Here is an 18,747-nt window from a genome sequence, read left to right on the forward strand (position 1 = left end):
TTTATTTTTAAGGATTAAACCAACCATTAATTGCTACATCTTGGTTAGGAACACCGTACTGAGGGTCTATTCCTCCGTAGGTATAAAATGGTTCTGATAATATTTCTAGTTGTTGTGCTGGAATTGGAAAATGCAACAAAGATCCATCTTGTAATTGACCTGTTCTACGCATATCAAAGTATTCAATTCCCATACCGGTTAATGGGAGTTCTATGGTACGCTCATACATTATAGCACTTTCTATTTCTTCAGCGTCATCTGATATTGAAGGTAAATTACCCCTTGTTGTTCTTGTTCCTAAGTTGATGATATCTGCAGCTTCATCAAACCTATTTAAACGCCATAAAGCTTCTGCTTTAAATAAATCTATTTCTGCTTGACGCATCATGATAACTGGTGCAAAAAAATTGGCATTTATCCAATCATCTAATCTAGAATATCTGTAGGTAGACCATCTGTAGGTACCACGTTCTGGTCTGCTATTTGATGAATCATACTGAAAATCTGTTTGAACTCGTTGGTCATTAGAAACTATACGTCCATCATTTGGCAAATCATTTATACCTCCCTCTGGCCAATTAGCTGGGATAGATTCATCTAACATATGAATTACTCGCATATCAACTTTACCCCAACCAGTTCTTGCCATATAATACTTATACCAAGACATCCATTTTCTATCAGAGGCATTACCATCTCCTTCAACATTAAAATCTTCGGTTATTCCTTTTTCAGCATGATATAAAACCTCTTCCCAATCTATAGCATTTGTTTCATCTTCATTTCTTGCAGAATAAACCAAAAGTCGAGCAATGAATGAATGTGCTAATTTTGACATTTCTTGATTAGTGAACGCATTACCATTAATCCAATCAGATGGAAGTGTAAACTCATTGGCATCAAAAACCTGAATAGCTTTTTCTAACTGACTAATAGCTAGTGTTATTGATGTTTGATAATCTGTGACTTCTAGTGTAGCTAAATCCGTGTCTTCATCTGATGGAAAAGCTTTATCAAATACCAAGCCTATATAGCCATTACCTAAACCCTGCATAAAATAGGCGAAACCTTTAACCATTTCTGTTTCTTCTCCGTCATCACCTATTTGTACTCCGTTATTTATACCTACAAGTACATCATTGGCTGTTGTTACAACTCTGTACATATATTGCCAATAATTTCTAATAATGGAATGGTATGCATATGAAGGCGAATTATCCATAAAAATTCTTGGTTCTTCACTCATATCTAGCGTGCCATAATTTGCAAATGTTACGGTACCCCAATCTGCCATAACCCACATAGCGGGACCGGGAGATCCGAAATTATGCTGCTCTTGGGTAAACCAAGTATTAAACAGTCCTGAGGCTAAACTTCTTATACCATCAGATGTTGATAATACTATCTCTCTATCTGGGTCATTGTAATTTTCTACATCTAAATCACTACAGCTATTAAAAAGTAAGCCTGTTAGTACCAATAAAAAATAGTTATATGTTTTTCTTTTCATCATATCATTAAAATTTTACTTGAACAGATATTGAGTAGTTTCTAAAGTTTGGGTATCCAAAATCATCAAAAAGGAATCCGTCTGATCCTACTTGAGGGTCATAACCTGTATAGTCTGTTATTGTCCAAAGGTTTCTACCAATAACACCTATTTTTATTTCTTCAATATAATCTACATTAAAACCTTTAGATTTTTTGTTTAATGTGTAATATAAAGAAGCTTCGTTTAATTTTATGTAGGTTGCATCTTCTACCCAAAAACCGTTTATGGCATCTGCATCATACAGTGCTTGGTAATAGTTAACTGTTTTCTTGTTTTCTGGTTTGGTATGAATTTGATCTATAATACCTAGACGATTATCTCTTACCAAATATTGAGCTGTATGATTATACAAATCGCCTCCTTGTTTCCATTGCCACAGCATGTAAGCCGAAATGTTTTTATAGCTAAATGATGTGTTTAAACCTAAATTAAAATCTGGATTAATATCTCCTATTTTATGAACCAATTCAGCTCCACTCTCACCGGTAAGTACAAATGGCTTTTCATCTACAGTTCCTATATCACTGGTTAATACTACAACACCATCTCTATTTACAGAGTAATTATTAATGTTATCTCCTTCAGGAAGTTGTTGTTCCATTTGCTCTAAGGTTCTAACAAAGTCTACCCCATACATGGTTCCAAAAGTTTCACCTTCCTTTATTCTAAAGGTATTTCTTGGTCCTGTTCTATATTCTGGTATTGTTAATTTGGTAATCTTTTGTCTAGTACGATCAAAAGTAATAGCTGCATTCCAACTAAACTTTTCATTAGAAATTATTTTAGCATCTAAAATAGCTTCAAATGTTTTACTTTCTAGTTCTCCCGCATTTACATTTTGATAAGGGAACCCACCTGCATGAGAAGCCAATGGTGCTAATAAATATTGGTCTGTTACCTTGGTGTTAGAGTATGTAGCTTCTAACCTTAATTTTTTAAGAAATGAAGCCTCTAAACCAACTTCTAACTCTGCAGACCTTGATGGTTTTAAATTTTTATTACCCAAGGTGTTTTTAGTTGCTATTCCATCGTCTAGAGAAAAAGTTTCATCTTTATCGCCAAAGCCTGGTCTTAAGCCAGATGTTCCGTACGCTCCTCTAATTTTCAACTCTTGTACACCTGGTATTTGTAAGTCTTTTGTAATACGATAGGCACCAGAAATACGGAAATAATTTTGCCATCTTTCATTTTCACCAAAAAGTGAAGAACCATCTCTTCTAAACAAACCATCTAAAATATACCTGTCTTTAAACACAAATGAAGCAATTGCAAAATAGTTTTGGGCTCTTATATCTCTGGTATAATCTGTAGCATCAATGGTTTCAGGGTCAAAATTGTCAAATATTGGAAAGTCATTTAATACAAAAGACGTTCCGTTTGTAGTAACACTTTCAAAATGGCTATCTTCATTTAAATAGCTTAATTTCCCATTAAAATCTAAATCTCCCCAAGTTTTTTTAAAATTAATAGTAAACCTAAAACTTTCATTTAGTGCTTTATAATTTCTTTTACTTAATGCACCTCCTGTATATGCCACTGTGATAGGGTCTGCATAATCTACTTCTAAAGGGTCTGCATTTGGGTCTATATAATTGGGCAGTAAATCACTAATTGTTGTTTTTGGTGATAAAATTTTATTATTAAAGTGTTCTAGTTCAAATGCGTAAGATGCTTTAAAACTAATAACATCATTCATTTTGTAGTTTACATCATACGAGCCTAAAAATCTACTTTTTTCTGCAGTACTTTCTTTTTTCCATAGGTCATATAAAGGATTTGCAAATTGTGTGTTCCACTGGTTTGGATAGAAATTATACTCTTGCCCATCAACATTTTTTTGAAACAAATCTACATCGGGTTCTGTTGAAGCCACTTCAAAAAAGGCTGCTGTTCCACCGCCTAAATAATCGTTATCTGTTCTAATATAATTATTACTAGCAGATAAATTTATTTTTTTTGAAATGGCATGATCTATATTAAGTCTAAAGCTTTGGCGTTGATACCCTCCGGTTTCAATAACTACACCTTCACTTTTATTATTTTCAAAAGATGTGTATAAATTAGTTTTACCAGATTTGTGACCTACCCCAATATAATTGGTTATATAAGTACCATCTGTAAACATTTCTTTTTGTAAATCATTGTTTACCCTATATGGCATATCTTGATAATGATCATCTTTTTCAACTCTATTCCCAGTAATTCTCGGGTCCCAACCAGAAACATAATCATCTGGATAATTTACAAATTGGTATTTAGTATAAGTATCGGTTTCTAACCAAGTAGGATCAAGACGATAATGATGTGAAGTAGATAAATCTAGAAGGTTAGCTACTCTTTGAAACCCTAATTCATTTCTAATAGTTACTGTTGTTTTACCATCTTCTAAGTTTTTACCTCTTTTTGAAGTTACAACTATAACACCATTTGCTGCTTGAGAACCATACAGAGATGATGCTGCTGCGCCTTTTACTACTTCTATACTTTCTACATCATCTACGTTAATATCGGCTAGAGAGCCTCCCATTATAACACCATCTACCAAAATCATAGGACTATTACCACCACTAATAGATGTAGAGCCTCTTAAAACAATATTAGAACTTCCTCCTGGAGAACCACTAAATGAGTTTACTGTAACTCCAGGTATTTTACTTTGTAATGAAGAAGACACAGATGTTTGTGGTGCTTTCTCTAAGACTTCAGAATTTAATTTAGCTACCGAAACAGACATTTTTTTACGTGAAGTTCCTGAGGCAACACCAGAAATTATTACTTCATTTAACACATTAGTATCTGGTTTTAATTTGATTTCAAAAGACGTTTTATTATTAACAGGAATTGTTTCTGTTTGAAAACCCATATATGAAAACATCAATACATCTGTAGGGTAAACGTTTATTGCAAAAACCCCATCAAAATCTGTTGTAACACCTATGTTAGAATCTCTAACAATAATGTTTACCCCTGGTAATGGCGTACCTAAATCATCATAAACTACACCTGTTACTTTTATTTTATTTTGTGGTAATAAATTAGTTTCCTTTTTTCTTATTAAAATATCATTACCTTGAATGGTATATTCTATACTCAAATTCTTAAAAGCTATATCTAAAATTTGAGATACAGAAGCGTTTTCTATTTCTATGAAAACTTTCTCATTCAACTCCTCTAATTGGCTGCTGTAGAAAAAATCATAACTTGTTTTACTAGAAATTAAATTAAATAGTTCTTGAATTGTTAATTCTTGGTGAACTGATAATGATTTCATTTTATTTTGATTAATGGTATTTGCAGCATAAATATTTACTGAAAATGCACATGCACCAATAAGACCAAAAACAAAAACTAATATTGGTTTCTTTAATCTTTTAAAATGTGTTGTTTTTAAATTGTTCTTCATAAATAAGATTGTAGTTATTTAGATTTTACTCAAAAAATAGGGTTACTTCGTCATTATTAATTTGATAACTAATTCCCTGTGTATATTTAAGCATTTGTAAAAAATGGGTTAAATTGTTTTGCTTTTTTAGGGTACCTGTAAACCTGTATTTTTTAATATTTTCATCATTTAGAATAAATTTCTCTGGGTACCAAGCGTTGATTTTTTGAATAATGTTTTCTAAAGTTTCATTTTCAAAAATCATTCTATTAGTAGTCCAAGAAACTGCTTCTTGTACATTTACTTTTTTAACAATTAAATGCCCTTGGTTGTGAAGTAATTTTGCTTGACTACCTGGTTTTATAATTTTACTTTCTCCTTGTTGGTTTGAAACGTTTATAGAGCCATCAATTAAAGTTGTACTGGTGTAGCCATTGGCTTTATAATTAGACACATTAAATTCTGTTCCTAAAACCTGAATTTTTAAATCTGATGATTGCACAATAAATGGACGTTTTTCATCATGTGTTACATCAAAAAAGGCTTCTCCCTCTAAATCTATGTGTCGTTCTTTTGTATTTACAGAGTTTGTAAAGGTTATAGTTGTATTAGAGTTTAACTCTACATTAGTACTATCAATCAGGGTAACAAGGTATTTTTTATCTTTTGGAACTATTACTTTATACTTTGCATCATTAACTGATTTTGAGTTTTCAGTAAACTTAAAACTAATACCTTCTGTATCAATATTTACCTTAACACCATTTTCATCTAGTAAAGATTCATTCTTAACATTTGAAATCACGTAATATTTATTATCTGGTGTTTGCAATAGTAATTCTGAAGGATTATAATTTGTTTCAACCAAATTATCGGCAAGATTTTTATTAGACTGATTAGTAACAAAAACCAAACCTGCAATTGAAATTAAAAGAACCAATACAGCTGCATACTTTAACAAGCTCTTAAGCTTAAATACTTTTGGTTTTTTAACAACACTGTTGTTATAATCATCTATCAACTTATTATATTGCTGCTGAATAAAATCTTCAGATAGATTCGATTTATAATCGTCTATGTTAAGTGCTTTTAATTTTTTTAATATATCAACTGCTTTATTGAATACTGCTTTTTCTGATTTATTCAAGTCTGCTTCAAATGAAGACCAATACCCATCATTTGTTTTAAAATTAGACATTACCCATGCAATGAAACTATCATTATTTAGCAAATCATTAAGGGTGTTTTTTTCTGAACTTGACATTGTTTTATTTCCTTTTGTTATACCTATGAGTTAATATTTAAATTTTGTACTATACTTTTTTTGTTAATTTTAAGAATTTTAACAAAAAATATTTATTGTTTAACCTAAAATGTTAGATTATTCTTAATAAACAGTGGATTTTATTTATTTTATAATACCACCAAAAAACACCGCATTCATAAATAATTTATTAGTACCGTACCAGGCCCCTCTAAAATTAGGGTTATCGGCAAACATTATTACGTTACCTTTTCCTATTCTACTTGTTAAAATAGAAGCTGATTTTGTAATGTAATTATCTATATTCTCTTGAGAAACAAATCCATCTATATGAGGATTTTGCGTATACTTAGCTACTGTAGAAAATCTATTTTTAATTGGTGCAATAAAAATTGTATTATTCTTATAAACCGGAAGGTTTTTATCATGATATCCGTAAGCAATTGGATGTGTAATATCTAAATCTACATTAAAAATAGCTCCTCCAATTCTTTGTTTTCCAAGTGTTCCTCTCTTGTCGGCATAATTTAATCTTGAAACAACAGAATCTTTTACGGTTTTAACAAAACTCTCATTAACTATTTTGTTATTAATAGCCCAACTACTTGCTGTTCTAATGGTAATTAAAGTATTACCTTGAGCTACCCAATTCTTAATTCTATCATAGCTAATTTTTGAAAGCGAATTATAACTACCAGATACCAAAACCAATACGTTATACCTATTTAGATTTACTCTTCCAAACATATTATTATTAACTTTGGTTATTGGCATTTGCATGCGTTTTTCAAATAAGTGCCACACCTCTCCAGACTCATAAGCAGATACCCCAGAGCCAACAAGCATCATAACTTTAGCTTGTTTTAAAGTTGCAAAATTTGAACTTCCTAAATCTATACCAGTTACACTATAACCTGAATTAACAGAATAAGCCTGAATATTATAGACCCCACATAAATCATTAAGTATTTTAAATAAGTCTTTACTATTACAACTTTGCAAACCAACAGGTACTAATAAAGTTCCTCTATCAAAAGACTTTACATCTGTATTAGTATTTATAGAAAATGGTTCTTGAGCTGTTTTAACAACAATATTTTTCTCTTGTAATTTATTTAAAAGAGCAGGTGCATAATAATCATCCCAAGGTATTAAATATGCGTAATTACTAGGTTCTAATTTTTTAGCAGTTATAATATTACTCTGCTCTGTAATTTTATTTTTTAAAACAGGTAATTTTGAAAGTGGTTTATACTTCATGTTATAGAAATTGGCCATAGACCAAGAAGAGGCATCATAAAACACGCTATCTCTATATTTTCTATGGGTTTCAAACATGGTTTTAACCATTAAATACTCTTTTTGAGCTGTTGGCACTACATAAGAATATCCTTTTTTAAAAGTTTCATCATCTACTTTTAAATCATTTTGTAGCGGATAAACACTTATTTTGTGCTTCAACAATAAGTCAACAAAAGCTTTATTTCTATTTTTATCATAATTATCACCAAAAACATAAGCCTTTATTTTACTTTTGGTTGCTTGGTTTATGGCATTTTTAAAAAACTTGTTTTGGTAAGCATACAACAACTCTTTGTTTTTTACCGCCGCTTTTATGGTGGCAATGGTGCCTACGTATTGATTTCTAATTGTGAAAGCAAAGGTTTTAGTTCCGGTTTCGGTTTCTTGAATATGTCCTTTAGAGCCTCCTTGTTCAAACAGCAATGATAATGACCCTTGTAAATCGCCATAGGTTGAACCATACCCTGGATACGTAGCATCATATTTTTCTTTAGTAAAATACAAAGAACCTATGCTGTCAAAATCTGCTACATAATCTTTAGCAAACGCAGTATTTAAAATTTCGCAATTTTCTGCTGGTGTGACCGGATGTAATGAAGCCGATGGCTGTTTGGGCTCAAAAAAGAAAGTACTATTTGTTCCCATTTCATGGAAATCTGTCACCACATTAGGATACCATTCATGAAACCATTTTAATCTAGCATTACTTTCTGGTTGAACAGCGAGCAACAAATCTCTATTTAAATCAAATAGATAATGATTGGTTCTGGCATAAGGCCATTGTTCGTTATGCTGAATATCATATTTATCTGCAATTAAAGGATTACCTTTATATGAGTTTGCCCAATTAGCGTATCTATCTCTACCATCTGGGTTAATTGTTGGTTCTATAAATAAAACCGATTGATTAAGGTAATTTTTTATAACAGAACTTTCTGAGGCTACTAAGGTATATGCTGCCAATAAAGCTGCTTCTGTACCAGAAGGCTCATTACCATGAACATTATATCCTAAATTAATGAAAACAGGAAGACCTGTAAAATCAGTAATATCCTTATTTTCATCAACTACTTGTAAGTGCTTTTCTTTTATTGAGTCTAAGTTGTTATGGTTTTTAGCTGAAGTAATTGTTAACATTACAAGCGGCCTATTTTCGTGTGTCTTACCAATAACTTGAAATGAAGCTCTATTTGAAAGTTCTGCAAGTTTTTTAAAATAGGCCACTACCAAATCATGCCTTGTATAAGAATCTCCTATGGCATAACCCAAAAACTCCTCTGGACTTGGAATACTTTGGTTAAATGGTTTAAAATCTTCAAAATAATAGTCTTGTGAAAAAACTATGGATTTCATTAAAAGAAATACCACAGCTGTTAGTTTAGAAATTTTACTCATTTAGTACTTATTTAATTTTTTTACAAATCGGTTAAAAAACCCGTTATATATTTAAATAGAGCACCAAATCAATAAATGTACTATAAGTTAAATGTTAAAAAAGTAAATTTTATTCATTAAACAGTATAAAAAGTAATTCTATATAATTCTCTCCAAGCACACGGAGCTTCTTTATTGCATTTGCCAAAATATTTCTAACTGTTTGATAGTTAATATCAAGCAATTCTGAAATTTCAATATTATTAAAGTTTTGAAAATATTTTAGATAAACAATCTCACGCTCACGAGGGCTTAACTCTTTAATTATTTTCTTTAATTGTTTTAAAATTAATTCTTTGTCTTTGTTATCTTCTTCATACGGAATTGTTCCCTCATTTAAATCAAATTCTAATTGTGTGTTTTTCTTAACTTTAAATACCTGATTCCTAAAACACTTAAACAAATAGGCCTTTACATTTTTTACTTCTAAAGAAGATTCTTTGTACTTTAAAATATTTAAAAAGGTATCATGAATACAGTCTTCAATTTCAGAAGCGCTTAAAAAACGTTTTCCGAAATTATATAACATTTGGTAGTAATAATTGTATATAATTTTAAAAGCCTCTTGATTACCATTAACATATGAAGTCCATAACTCGCTATGACTTTTTTGAGAAGAATTATTATGAGAGTTTAAAGATTTTTTCAATTAGCCAAATGAATTTTAGACTATCAAAAGTACAATATTTGAATAGAAATCAAAAAATCATTGCACTATTCTCATTAAAATTAAAATAACACTAAAAAAATTACATCTAGAATAAGGTTTTACAAAAAACAACCAATTAAATTATTTATCCATTGAAAAAGACTTTTAGAAATTAAAAAATAAAAGCACAACATTAACTAACTAACTAACTAACACAAACAACTTCTTATATACTAATTCTTAAAAATTCCAGCAGATTTTCAATTTGTTCTGTTTTTACTACATTAATAGTTTAAGTACAAAGCTATATTAAACAAAAGTAGCAGGTGTTATTTTCTGTTATTCACATACTAGAGGGTGAAATTTTTAGAGTAATAAAAGCAAAAATGATTACCTCTGCTTTTCCTGCTGGCATTAAGCTTGTGTTTGAAAAATTAATACAACTTATAAAGCGGTTTAAGTGATTACTTAAATTGCTTTTTATATGAATATTAAAATTAAATTCACATAAAGATTATTCTTTTAAATCACTTACATTTTCACCAGTTAGTTGCTGGATATTAGCTGTAATTTTTTCAATGCTCCAGTTCCACCATTGTAAACGCAATAGTTCTTGTATTTTATCTTCCTCAAACCTTTTTCTTATTAATTTAGCAGGATTCCCTCCTACTATAGCATAAGGTTCTACATTTTTGGTAACAACTGATTTTGAAGCTATTATAGCACCATCACCAATTTTAACACCTGGCATTATTGTAGCATCATGCCCAATCCATACGTCATTTCCAATTATGGTATTACCCTTTGATGGATAACTTTTTCCACACATAGCATCTTGCCAATCGCCTCCAAAAACTGCAAAAGGAAATGCACTAATAGATTCTGTTAAATGGTTGCCTCCATTCATAATAAATTGAACTCCCGAAGCAATCATACAAAACTTTCCTATTACAAGTTTATCTCCTATAAAATCAAAATGATACTTTACATTTTTTTCAAAATTATTAACATCTTCAAAATCATCATAATATGTATAATCTCCCACCAAAATATTGGGGTTTTTAATAATATTTTTTAAAAAACATAATCTGTTATAGTTTTCTAAAGGAAACGGCGTGTTAGGGTTTGGTACTTTCATCCTATTTATTTTTTTAACTTATTAATTAATGTTGCCAAAACAGTATCTTTTCCCAACAATAAATCTGCTTCACTTTGATTAATAACAACATCTGGTTTTAGGGCTGTATTTTGTATTTCAGATAACCTAAATAATCGTTTGGAATAGGTTACAACCAATTTAGAATTTGGTAAAGTAAACGTATCCATATCCTGATATCCGTTGGGGTTTGAACCTGTTGGCTGCCCAACAATTTTGGCATTTAACAACTGTTTAAAAAGTGCCGCATTACTAGTAGCCGCAGAAAAAGTATGATTACTGGTTAGCACATAAACTCCATGTTCCCAATCTATAGAATCTGCAAGGTTTAAAGCATAAGCTAAAACGGTGCCCACGTATAAATCGCCGCCTCCGTTTTCTCGCATATCAATAATAATTTGTTTAATATTATGTTCTTGAATATACCCCACTAATTGTTCACCAATACTTTGCATAGCTTCAAACGTAGGATATGATTTAAAGTTTATATACAACGCGTTAGTTTCTAAAATGGGTACATACCACAAATCAAATCTTCCTTCTACGGGCTTTTTTATTTGAGAAACCTGCAATACTGCTTCACTTAAATTGGTTTGCTTATACCAATATTCTTTTTCTACTGTATGCTGCAAAAGAGACATCTTTTTATTGTTTTTATCTAAAAAACTAAAGTTGGCAGCCTGTAAATCATCTATAATATTTAGATTAAAAAGTAGTTCTGCAGTGATTAAATAACTACCCGTTCGTTCTTTTAAAGAATATTTGTTTTCTACAAATTGAGCTACTTCTGAAATTTGTTTTGCAACTTGCTGAATTGGGATATTGTTTATAGACTCTAAGCTAGCATAAAGTAAATGTTTATATTCTTTTAGAGTTTTAATAACGCGCCATTTACCTTCAATATTTTTTATTTCAAAAGGAAATTGATGCCATGAAACATTGCTTAAAGATATTGATGTATGCCCATCATTAATACGCCTTGTTAAACGCATTAATTTTGTGATAACGTCTAAATTTTCTAAAGAATTTAGATTGCCATAGATTTCTTCCCACTCTTTAGTAAACGCTTCCTTAGTAACTGTATGATATAAATTTATATGCTTTTCCTCTAATAAAGACTTATAAATTTCTAAATCTTCTTTCCAATTAATTTTGGTGTTAGACTGGGCTTTTGCTCCATATATACTCAATACCATAAAGCAAAAAACCGTTAGTACTATGTTTTGAAAAGTTTTCATACTAGTATTTTTTTTGAATTAAATTAAGGATTTTAAAAACCATTAATAAAGCGTTTTTGTTGGCTTCTGTTTGGTTTAAGGTTCCAGAGACATAAGTATCTGTTTGTGGACAATACCATAAAAAAGATGCTGTACTACCAGAATGCCCAATAACCGTTAAATTGGTGTTTTGGTTCATTAATTTTCTAAAAGATACTTTTCTTACCCCAAAACCATAATCCATTCCGTAAGTTTCTAGCTCCCAGTTTTGCATTTGTAAACGGGTATCATTTTTAACAATTTTGTTTTTATTGAATGCTTCTAAAAAACGAATTAAATCTTCAGTTGTAGCCACTAAACCTCCCCCGCTCCAATCTGCACTTAAACTCTGTAATGACGATATTTCTGTATCACTGGCATAAAACTTCATTAAGGGTAAAGTTTCATTAATTGGAGTAGATTTTAAGTTTATATATGAATGGTTCATTTTTAAAGGCTTAAAAATTTCCTGTTTAAAAAATGCATCTAATTTTAAACCACTAACTTTTTCAATTATTAAACCTAAAAGCAAATACTCGGTGTCTGTGTAATGGTAACCTTTACCCGGAATAAAATGAGGCGTCATGTTAATTTTAGTAAACTCAATAATTGCCTCAGGTGTCCATATTTTATCTGGGATTATAAATAATTGCGAAATTATGTTTGGAGTACCATTTGTAGTTTGATCTTCAAAATAATCTGGCAATCCTGATGTGTGCTGTAATAAATGGGCTATGGTTATTTTTTTTGAATATTCTTCTCCTTCAAAAACATGAAGCCCTTTAAGAAGTTCATCTGGTAAATATTTGCTTATAGTATCATTAAAACTTAAAAGCTTTCTATCATTTAAAATACCAATAGCCGTTGCTGTTAGTATTTTGGTAATACTTGCCGTATAAAACGGAGTGTTTGCTGCTACAGTCTCCTCTGCGTTAAGCTCATTTTCAAATAACTGAATATTAATTCCTTTAGATTTAGAATACACATGCAGAACAGCATTAGAAATTATTTCGTTTTTTAACTCGGCTTTAAACAATTCTTTAAGATCTCCATCTATGGTTTGCTGACCAAAAGAGAATATAGATGTAAAGAGTAATAAAGCTAGTACTAAATTATTTTTCATTTTACCGCTTTAGTAGTGTTAATAGTAAATCTAAAATAGTTCTTTATTTTTATAACCAACTGAAACCTAGACCTAAATTAAAGGTTACAGCATCTCTATGGGCATCTCCATCTAAAAAAGCTCTTCCCATAAATACATTAGACTGAATGTTTAATGCAAAGTTTTTCTTTTTATAAATCTCATAACCAGAACTGGCCATTACCGCACAACCAAAATTCCAATCTTTATTACCATCCTTAATATCATACAATGCTGGAGAATCTAGAGCCAAACCTACACCACCATGAATCCACCAACAATCTTTTACCCAATATTGAACAGAAGGAACAAAACCCCCAAAATGCCTATCAAAATCTGCTACATCATATATCATTCCAGGCATTGAGACTGTAAGTGCAAGTTTATCATTTAACAGATACCCAAATTTAAAGTCTGGAAAGGTAAAAGCGCCTTGAGAGTCGTCAAAACTTTGTAAACCAGCACTATCTTCTAAACTAATAACGCCCGCGCCAAGACTAAACTCAAACATAAAACCTTGTCTGCTTGTTGTGTTTAGGTTATCATTTTGAGCATTTATAGTTAAACTAAAAAAGTAAATTACTGCTAATACTATTAATTTTAAAGTAGATAAATTAAGTGTTTTCATTACTGTTTGTTTTTTTGATTGATTTAAATTTGATGCTAAAAAGTTGTCACATCTATTGAAGCGAATTGTTTTGAGTGATACTTCAACCTCAACAACTTTACTATATGTTTTAAAGTTTTATACCTATATAAAGGTTAGGTTCAAAAAGGAAATAGGATTTCCATTTCTTATCTAATACTTTGAATTCATCTGGTGTATTTGTATCAAACATCCAGTTTTGACAATGAATTTGAGGTTCTATAAAAATGCGTTTCTTTTTACCAAAAGCAATATGGTAACCCACATGATAAGAGGTATACAGTTTGAAACCGTTTGCTATTTTTTTATCGTTTAAATCTAAATAGGTTTTGTATTGCGGTAAAACTTCTACAGATGCAAATAATCCTTTCCAAAGCATGCGTTGATACGATATTCCTATACCTGTTTCGCGTAAATATCCTGGATAAAATTCACTTTTAGAATCTATTTTATCTTTGAGTCCGTCCCACCACTGAATTCCCATAGGTTGAAACAACCTCCAGGTAGCAAATTTTACCCCAACAATGTTTTTATCATCAAGCTCACGTTTAACGTGTAATTCGATGTGTTGTGTATTGGTTCTTTTGCCTCCGTCGCCAATATTAGCTAAGATAATGGCAGGAAAACTCACTCTGTATTTTAAATCGTTTTCGCTTTGTTTTGATGATTCTGATATTTGTTGAGCGAAGACATTAAGAGTAAAAAGTGTTAAACAGATGATTAATAGTTTTTTCATTGTGATTGATGTTAAATTGTTTGTTTTTTGATTAATAATTTGATGATGCAAAGATGTATTATAAGTGAAGGCCAATCGTCCTGAATTATGATTTGAAACCTTTTTTAGCTTCTTCTATATAAAAATCTTTTAAATGGCACTTACCATAAGTTGGAGCAATATTATCTTCTGCCATTAAGATTAAGAAAAACTCAATTGGCCCATAGGTTTTAACACTTGTAAAATTTCTAAGAATCCAAATAGTGAACCTCCTAAAAAAATCAGGCAAATGAGTTATTTTATTTGATTTATTAAAAGCGTTTAAAGCTAATTGGCTTATTTCATTTAAACTTAACACATCTGGACCTCCAACTGTAAATTCTTTAACGTCATTATCAAGTGTTTCTATTATAGCTCTTGCTAAATCTTCTCCGTGGATAGGGTTAAATTTTTGATTGCCCGAACCAAATAAATACACTCTCCCCGATTTAGCCATTTGCAAAAAGTCTTTCATATCAGAGAAAAAACCATTGGGTCTTACTATGGTATAGTTTAATCCTGAAGCTTTTAAAGCATCAACAAATTTTTCTTTGGCTTCAAATATTTTTAAATGTCTGTATTTATCGCCATTAATAGCAGATACATACACGAAGTTTTTTACACCAGCCTTTTTAGCTTCTTCAAGCAAATTCATATTAGCCTGATAATCTACATCCATATAAGTTACTCCGTCTTTTTGTCTGGTAATACCTATGGTAGAAATTACGGTATCTATACCTTTACATATGTCTCGTAAGGTTTCAGGATTTGTTACTTCGGCTTGTTTAACCTCTAAATAGTTTTCATTACTATTTTTAAGTTTATCTGGGTTACGCACTATAGCAACTACCTGGTTTTGTTTTTCAATTAAAACCTTTAATAAATACCCACCCAAATAGCCTGTAGCTCCTGCTAATAATACATTAGTATGTTTCATTATTAATAAGTTTAATTAAACTCGTTTGTTAACAATTGCTCAATAATGGTATTACGTTGTGCTCCTGTATCATCTTGGTTGTTACTTAACAGCACAATGGTTGCATTGTATTCTGGTATAAAACCAATCATACTCCAATAGCCATTAATATCGCCACCATGCCAATACAATGTGGTATTACCTTCTTGTGTAGTAAACCAGCCCAAACCAAAATCTACATAGCCACTTGGTACGTCTTCTGCAAATATTTCTACTTTTTCAGCTTCTGTAAACCAGTTTGTTTTTACTGCGTTTACCCACGTTTCCATGTCTTTGGGAGTACTACTAAAATCTCCTGCACCAAAAGCAATGGTCATTGGATAAGTACTATTAATGCTACCATTTTTATAACCTTCGGCATGTATATCTGTATTAATAACATTGGTACCTTTATAGGTATTTACCATTTCTAATGGACTAAAAATGTTTTGCTGAATGTACTCGTGGTAAGACATTTGAGATAATTCTTGAACTAATAAAGCAGCAATAAGAAAGTTAGAATTACTATACTGTTTATTAGAACCTGGTGTAAAATTGAGACCGTTTTCAGAAATCATTTCTATAATAACTTCATAGATATCTTCTTCATCTAAAGTTGCTCCCTGTTCGTAGGCTTCTTCAACTATAAATTGATAATCTGGAATACCAGATTGATGCGATAATAACTGTGCTATTGTAATTTGGTTTCCGTTTGGAAATTCGGCATCAAATTCATCTAAAGTTTGGTTAAAACTAGTAATTAAACCATCTCGTTTTAATTGCACCATAGCTGCTGCTGTTAGTGTTTTAGTAACAGAACCTATTCTATATGCTAGGTTATAATCTTGAGGTAATACGGTGCTTTTATTGGCTAACCCAAAACCTTGACGTACTAAATCATTACCGTTTTTAGTTACAATGGCATAACCTTGAAAATCAATGTCGGTTAATAAATTTTCAACGGTAGTATAGTTTATTGTTGGAGAGTTTACATCATCATCACTTGAACACGATGATACTAACATTGTTATAGCTAATAAAAGAACTAATACTAAATTGTTTGTTAAATAATTATTGAATTGTTGAATGGATGTTTTCATACTTGTTCGTTTTTTGATTATTAATTTTGATGCAAATATTCATCAGAAAAACAAGTCAATCGTTCTGAATTATAATCTGAAACGAACTAATTAAGATTTACTACGCATTGGCTTTCATCCAAGCTCTTGGGGTAGTATTCTCTATTTTTTTAAAATAAGTATTGAATACACTTTTTGAGTTAAAACCGCTATCATAAGCCAAACCAAGAATGGTTAAGTGGCTGTTTTTGGGGTTAAGTGCTATTTTTTTAAAATGCTTTAAACGATAAGCGTTTACAAAATCATTAAAATTAACATTAAAGGCTTCATTAATTAAGTAAGAAATTTTGTTGGTGTTTAAGTCTAAAACTTTTGCTACAGTACTTAAATTTAATTGGGGATCTAAAAACGGTGCTTCTTGTTCAAAATAAGAAATAAGGTTTTGTTTTAACTCAGAAATTTGATTCGCATTTAAAACACCTGTGAGTGGTTTAGTTTTGTTTTCTGATAAACTAATATCAGACTTCAATAAATTAGATTGATGCAATTGTTTGAAGTCTTTGTAATTTCTTAACTGATCTAAAAATGGCTCCTGCCTAAAGTTAATGACTTGTCCTCGTCTGTGATTTATTTTATACTGCAATATATTAAAAGCTAAGTCTTTATGCTTTGAATTAGCCAAAATGTATAAATCATAAGGCGTTAATAGATTCCCTTCACTTTTAAAATCACTCCATTTAGCAATTAAATTAGAAGGAACTTCAACATCAGATTCATTTATAGCTTTAAACAACAGTATTTTTTCCTGCTGTAAAGGCATATTTTTAATAGCTTCTTTAAACTCTAATTCTTTGTTTAACCAAATAAAACAAAAGCATTGTAAGTGATGAGCTAACTCTAATTCTGGATTTAACTGTAAAGCATATTCTATTTTGCTTAATGCCTTATTGTAATCTTTTTTATAGTAGTAAATATGAGCTAAAGTGTAATGGTTATTTGCCGAAAGCGGATCTACCTCTAAGAGTTTGTGTGCATAAAATAAAGCATCATCAAAAAATCCAAGAGCAATGAACAATTCGGTCATAGCTTCTAGACCATCAATATGTTTTGGGTTTATAGCGAGTACTTGATTAATATGAATGTAAGCATTCTTAAAATCCCATTCTTGCCAAAAAAACTTACCTACAAAAGATAACGGATATTCTGGTAGTGTAGCATCAATATCTTTTGCTATTAAAAGATTATTTATAGCAAGTTCCATAGCTTCATTAAACGGCATATACCCCCACATTGCCAATAAACCATAGCACTGCAAATTGGCATAATAGGCTTTGGCATAGTTTTTATCTAAGTTTATAGCTTTATTATAATAAGATATTGCTCCGCTGAGACTTTGGGGTGTCCATTTTAATTGCAATGAGCGACCTTTTAAAAACAATTGATAAGCATTAATATTATTAGTAGGTTGTTCTATTAAATGCTCTTGAACTTCAAAATGCCCAAAATTGTTTCTAACTTCATCTGCAATAGCAAGACTAATTTCATCTTCTAAATCAAAAATATCTATTAATTGTCTATCAAATTTTTTAGACCAATAATGTATTCCATCATTAACATCAATTAACTGTGCAGTTATTCTAACCTTATCTTGAGATTTTTTAATACTTCCTTCAAGAATTGTATTTACCCCTAATTGTTTTCCAACGTCTCTTATATCAACTTCTTTTCCTTTAAATGCAAATGATGAAGTTCTTGCTATAACTTTAAGTTGCTCAATCTTTGTAAGAGCATTTATAATTTCTTCTGTAATGCCGTCGCAGAAATATTCATTTTCTGAATTATTGGTCCTGTTTACAAATGGCAGTACAGCTATTGATTGTACTTCTTTCATTTATTATAAGACTAGCAACATTTTGTTTTGTTACAAACTTGATGAGATAATTTTAATGCTATTATAATCAAAAAAATCTTAAATGGTGTTTTAAATAAGCAATATTGAGTTTTTGTTGCTAATTTTCATTTAATATCAAAAGCACATTGTAGATTGAAAATTAGAATAAACTGTTGTTATAATGATTTTTGAGTATAAATTTCTAATTAAAAACAAATAAAGCATAAAAAAATAAAACCTTGCAAATCTAAGATTTTACAAGGTTTTAATTTATTTTATATATTCT

The 18,747-nt window shown here is 30.5% G+C and carries 13 protein-coding genes; all 13 read right to left on the minus strand.

What is annotated here, in order from left to right:
* Nucleotides 1–7: 7 nt before the first annotated feature.
* The 13 genes from J1D01_RS04970 to J1D01_RS05030 all read right to left on the minus strand — a co-directional run bounded on the left by J1D01_RS04970 (nucleotide 8) and on the right by J1D01_RS05030 (nucleotide 18,461).
* The gene (locus tag J1D01_RS04970; RefSeq protein WP_372937382.1) at nucleotides 8–1,513 is read right to left on the minus strand and encodes a RagB/SusD family nutrient uptake outer membrane protein; all 1,506 of its coding nucleotides are present in this window, start codon (nucleotides 1,511–1,513) and stop codon (nucleotides 8–10) included.
* Nucleotides 1,514–1,517: 4 nt separating this feature from the next.
* Entirely contained in the window at nucleotides 1,518–4,955 is a 3,438-nt protein-coding gene (locus tag J1D01_RS04975; protein ID WP_421150036.1) for a SusC/RagA family TonB-linked outer membrane protein, read from the minus strand.
* A gap of 25 nt (nucleotides 4,956–4,980) precedes the next feature.
* Entirely contained in the window at nucleotides 4,981–6,198 is a 1,218-nt protein-coding gene (locus tag J1D01_RS04980) for a FecR family protein (RefSeq protein ID WP_421150037.1), read from the minus strand.
* Nucleotides 6,199–6,342: 144 nt separating this feature from the next.
* Nucleotides 6,343–8,895: a M14 family zinc carboxypeptidase gene (locus tag J1D01_RS04985; protein ID WP_421150038.1), complete on the minus strand. Its 2,553-nt coding sequence runs from the start codon at nucleotides 8,893–8,895 to the stop codon at nucleotides 6,343–6,345.
* Between the two features lie 109 nt (nucleotides 8,896–9,004).
* Nucleotides 9,005–9,583 carry an RNA polymerase sigma factor gene (locus tag J1D01_RS04990; protein WP_421150039.1) on the minus strand — a complete coding sequence of 193 codons (579 nt, stop codon included), beginning with the start codon at nucleotides 9,581–9,583 and terminating at the stop codon, nucleotides 9,005–9,007.
* Nucleotides 9,584–10,097: 514 nt separating this feature from the next.
* A complete protein-coding gene (locus tag J1D01_RS04995) occupies nucleotides 10,098–10,721 on the minus strand; it encodes a CatB-related O-acetyltransferase (protein WP_421150040.1) in 624 nt (207 codons plus the stop codon).
* A gap of 5 nt (nucleotides 10,722–10,726) precedes the next feature.
* Nucleotides 10,727–11,977, minus strand: coding sequence for a S41 family peptidase (locus J1D01_RS05000; protein WP_421150041.1), 1,251 nt, complete (start codon nucleotides 11,975–11,977; stop codon nucleotides 10,727–10,729).
* Between the two features lies 1 nt (nucleotide 11,978).
* Nucleotides 11,979–13,118, minus strand: a complete 1,140-nt coding sequence (locus J1D01_RS05005) for a serine hydrolase domain-containing protein (RefSeq protein ID WP_421150042.1) — start codon at nucleotides 13,116–13,118, stop codon at nucleotides 11,979–11,981.
* A 49-nt stretch (nucleotides 13,119–13,167) separates the two neighbouring features.
* Nucleotides 13,168–13,764: a hypothetical protein gene (locus J1D01_RS05010; protein ID WP_421150043.1), complete on the minus strand. Its 597-nt coding sequence runs from the start codon at nucleotides 13,762–13,764 to the stop codon at nucleotides 13,168–13,170.
* Between the two features lie 109 nt (nucleotides 13,765–13,873).
* Complete coding sequence (locus J1D01_RS05015) at nucleotides 13,874–14,518, minus strand: hypothetical protein (RefSeq protein ID WP_421150044.1); 645 nt, start codon at nucleotides 14,516–14,518, stop codon at nucleotides 13,874–13,876.
* A gap of 85 nt (nucleotides 14,519–14,603) precedes the next feature.
* Complete coding sequence (locus J1D01_RS05020; protein ID WP_421150045.1) at nucleotides 14,604–15,473, minus strand: SDR family oxidoreductase; 870 nt, start codon at nucleotides 15,471–15,473, stop codon at nucleotides 14,604–14,606.
* A gap of 11 nt (nucleotides 15,474–15,484) precedes the next feature.
* Nucleotides 15,485–16,591 (minus strand): serine hydrolase domain-containing protein, encoded by a 1,107-nt coding sequence (locus J1D01_RS05025; RefSeq protein ID WP_372936870.1) that lies wholly within the window; start codon nucleotides 16,589–16,591, stop codon nucleotides 15,485–15,487.
* 100 nt (nucleotides 16,592–16,691) lie between these two features.
* Nucleotides 16,692–18,461, minus strand: a complete 1,770-nt coding sequence (locus J1D01_RS05030) for a tetratricopeptide repeat protein (RefSeq protein ID WP_421150046.1) — start codon at nucleotides 18,459–18,461, stop codon at nucleotides 16,692–16,694.
* Nucleotides 18,462–18,747 lie beyond the last annotated feature (286 nt).

Origin of the sequence: Seonamhaeicola sp. NFXS20 (assembly GCF_049132085.1) — a bacterium.
Taxonomy (GTDB): Bacteria; Bacteroidota; Bacteroidia; order Flavobacteriales; family Flavobacteriaceae; genus Seonamhaeicola.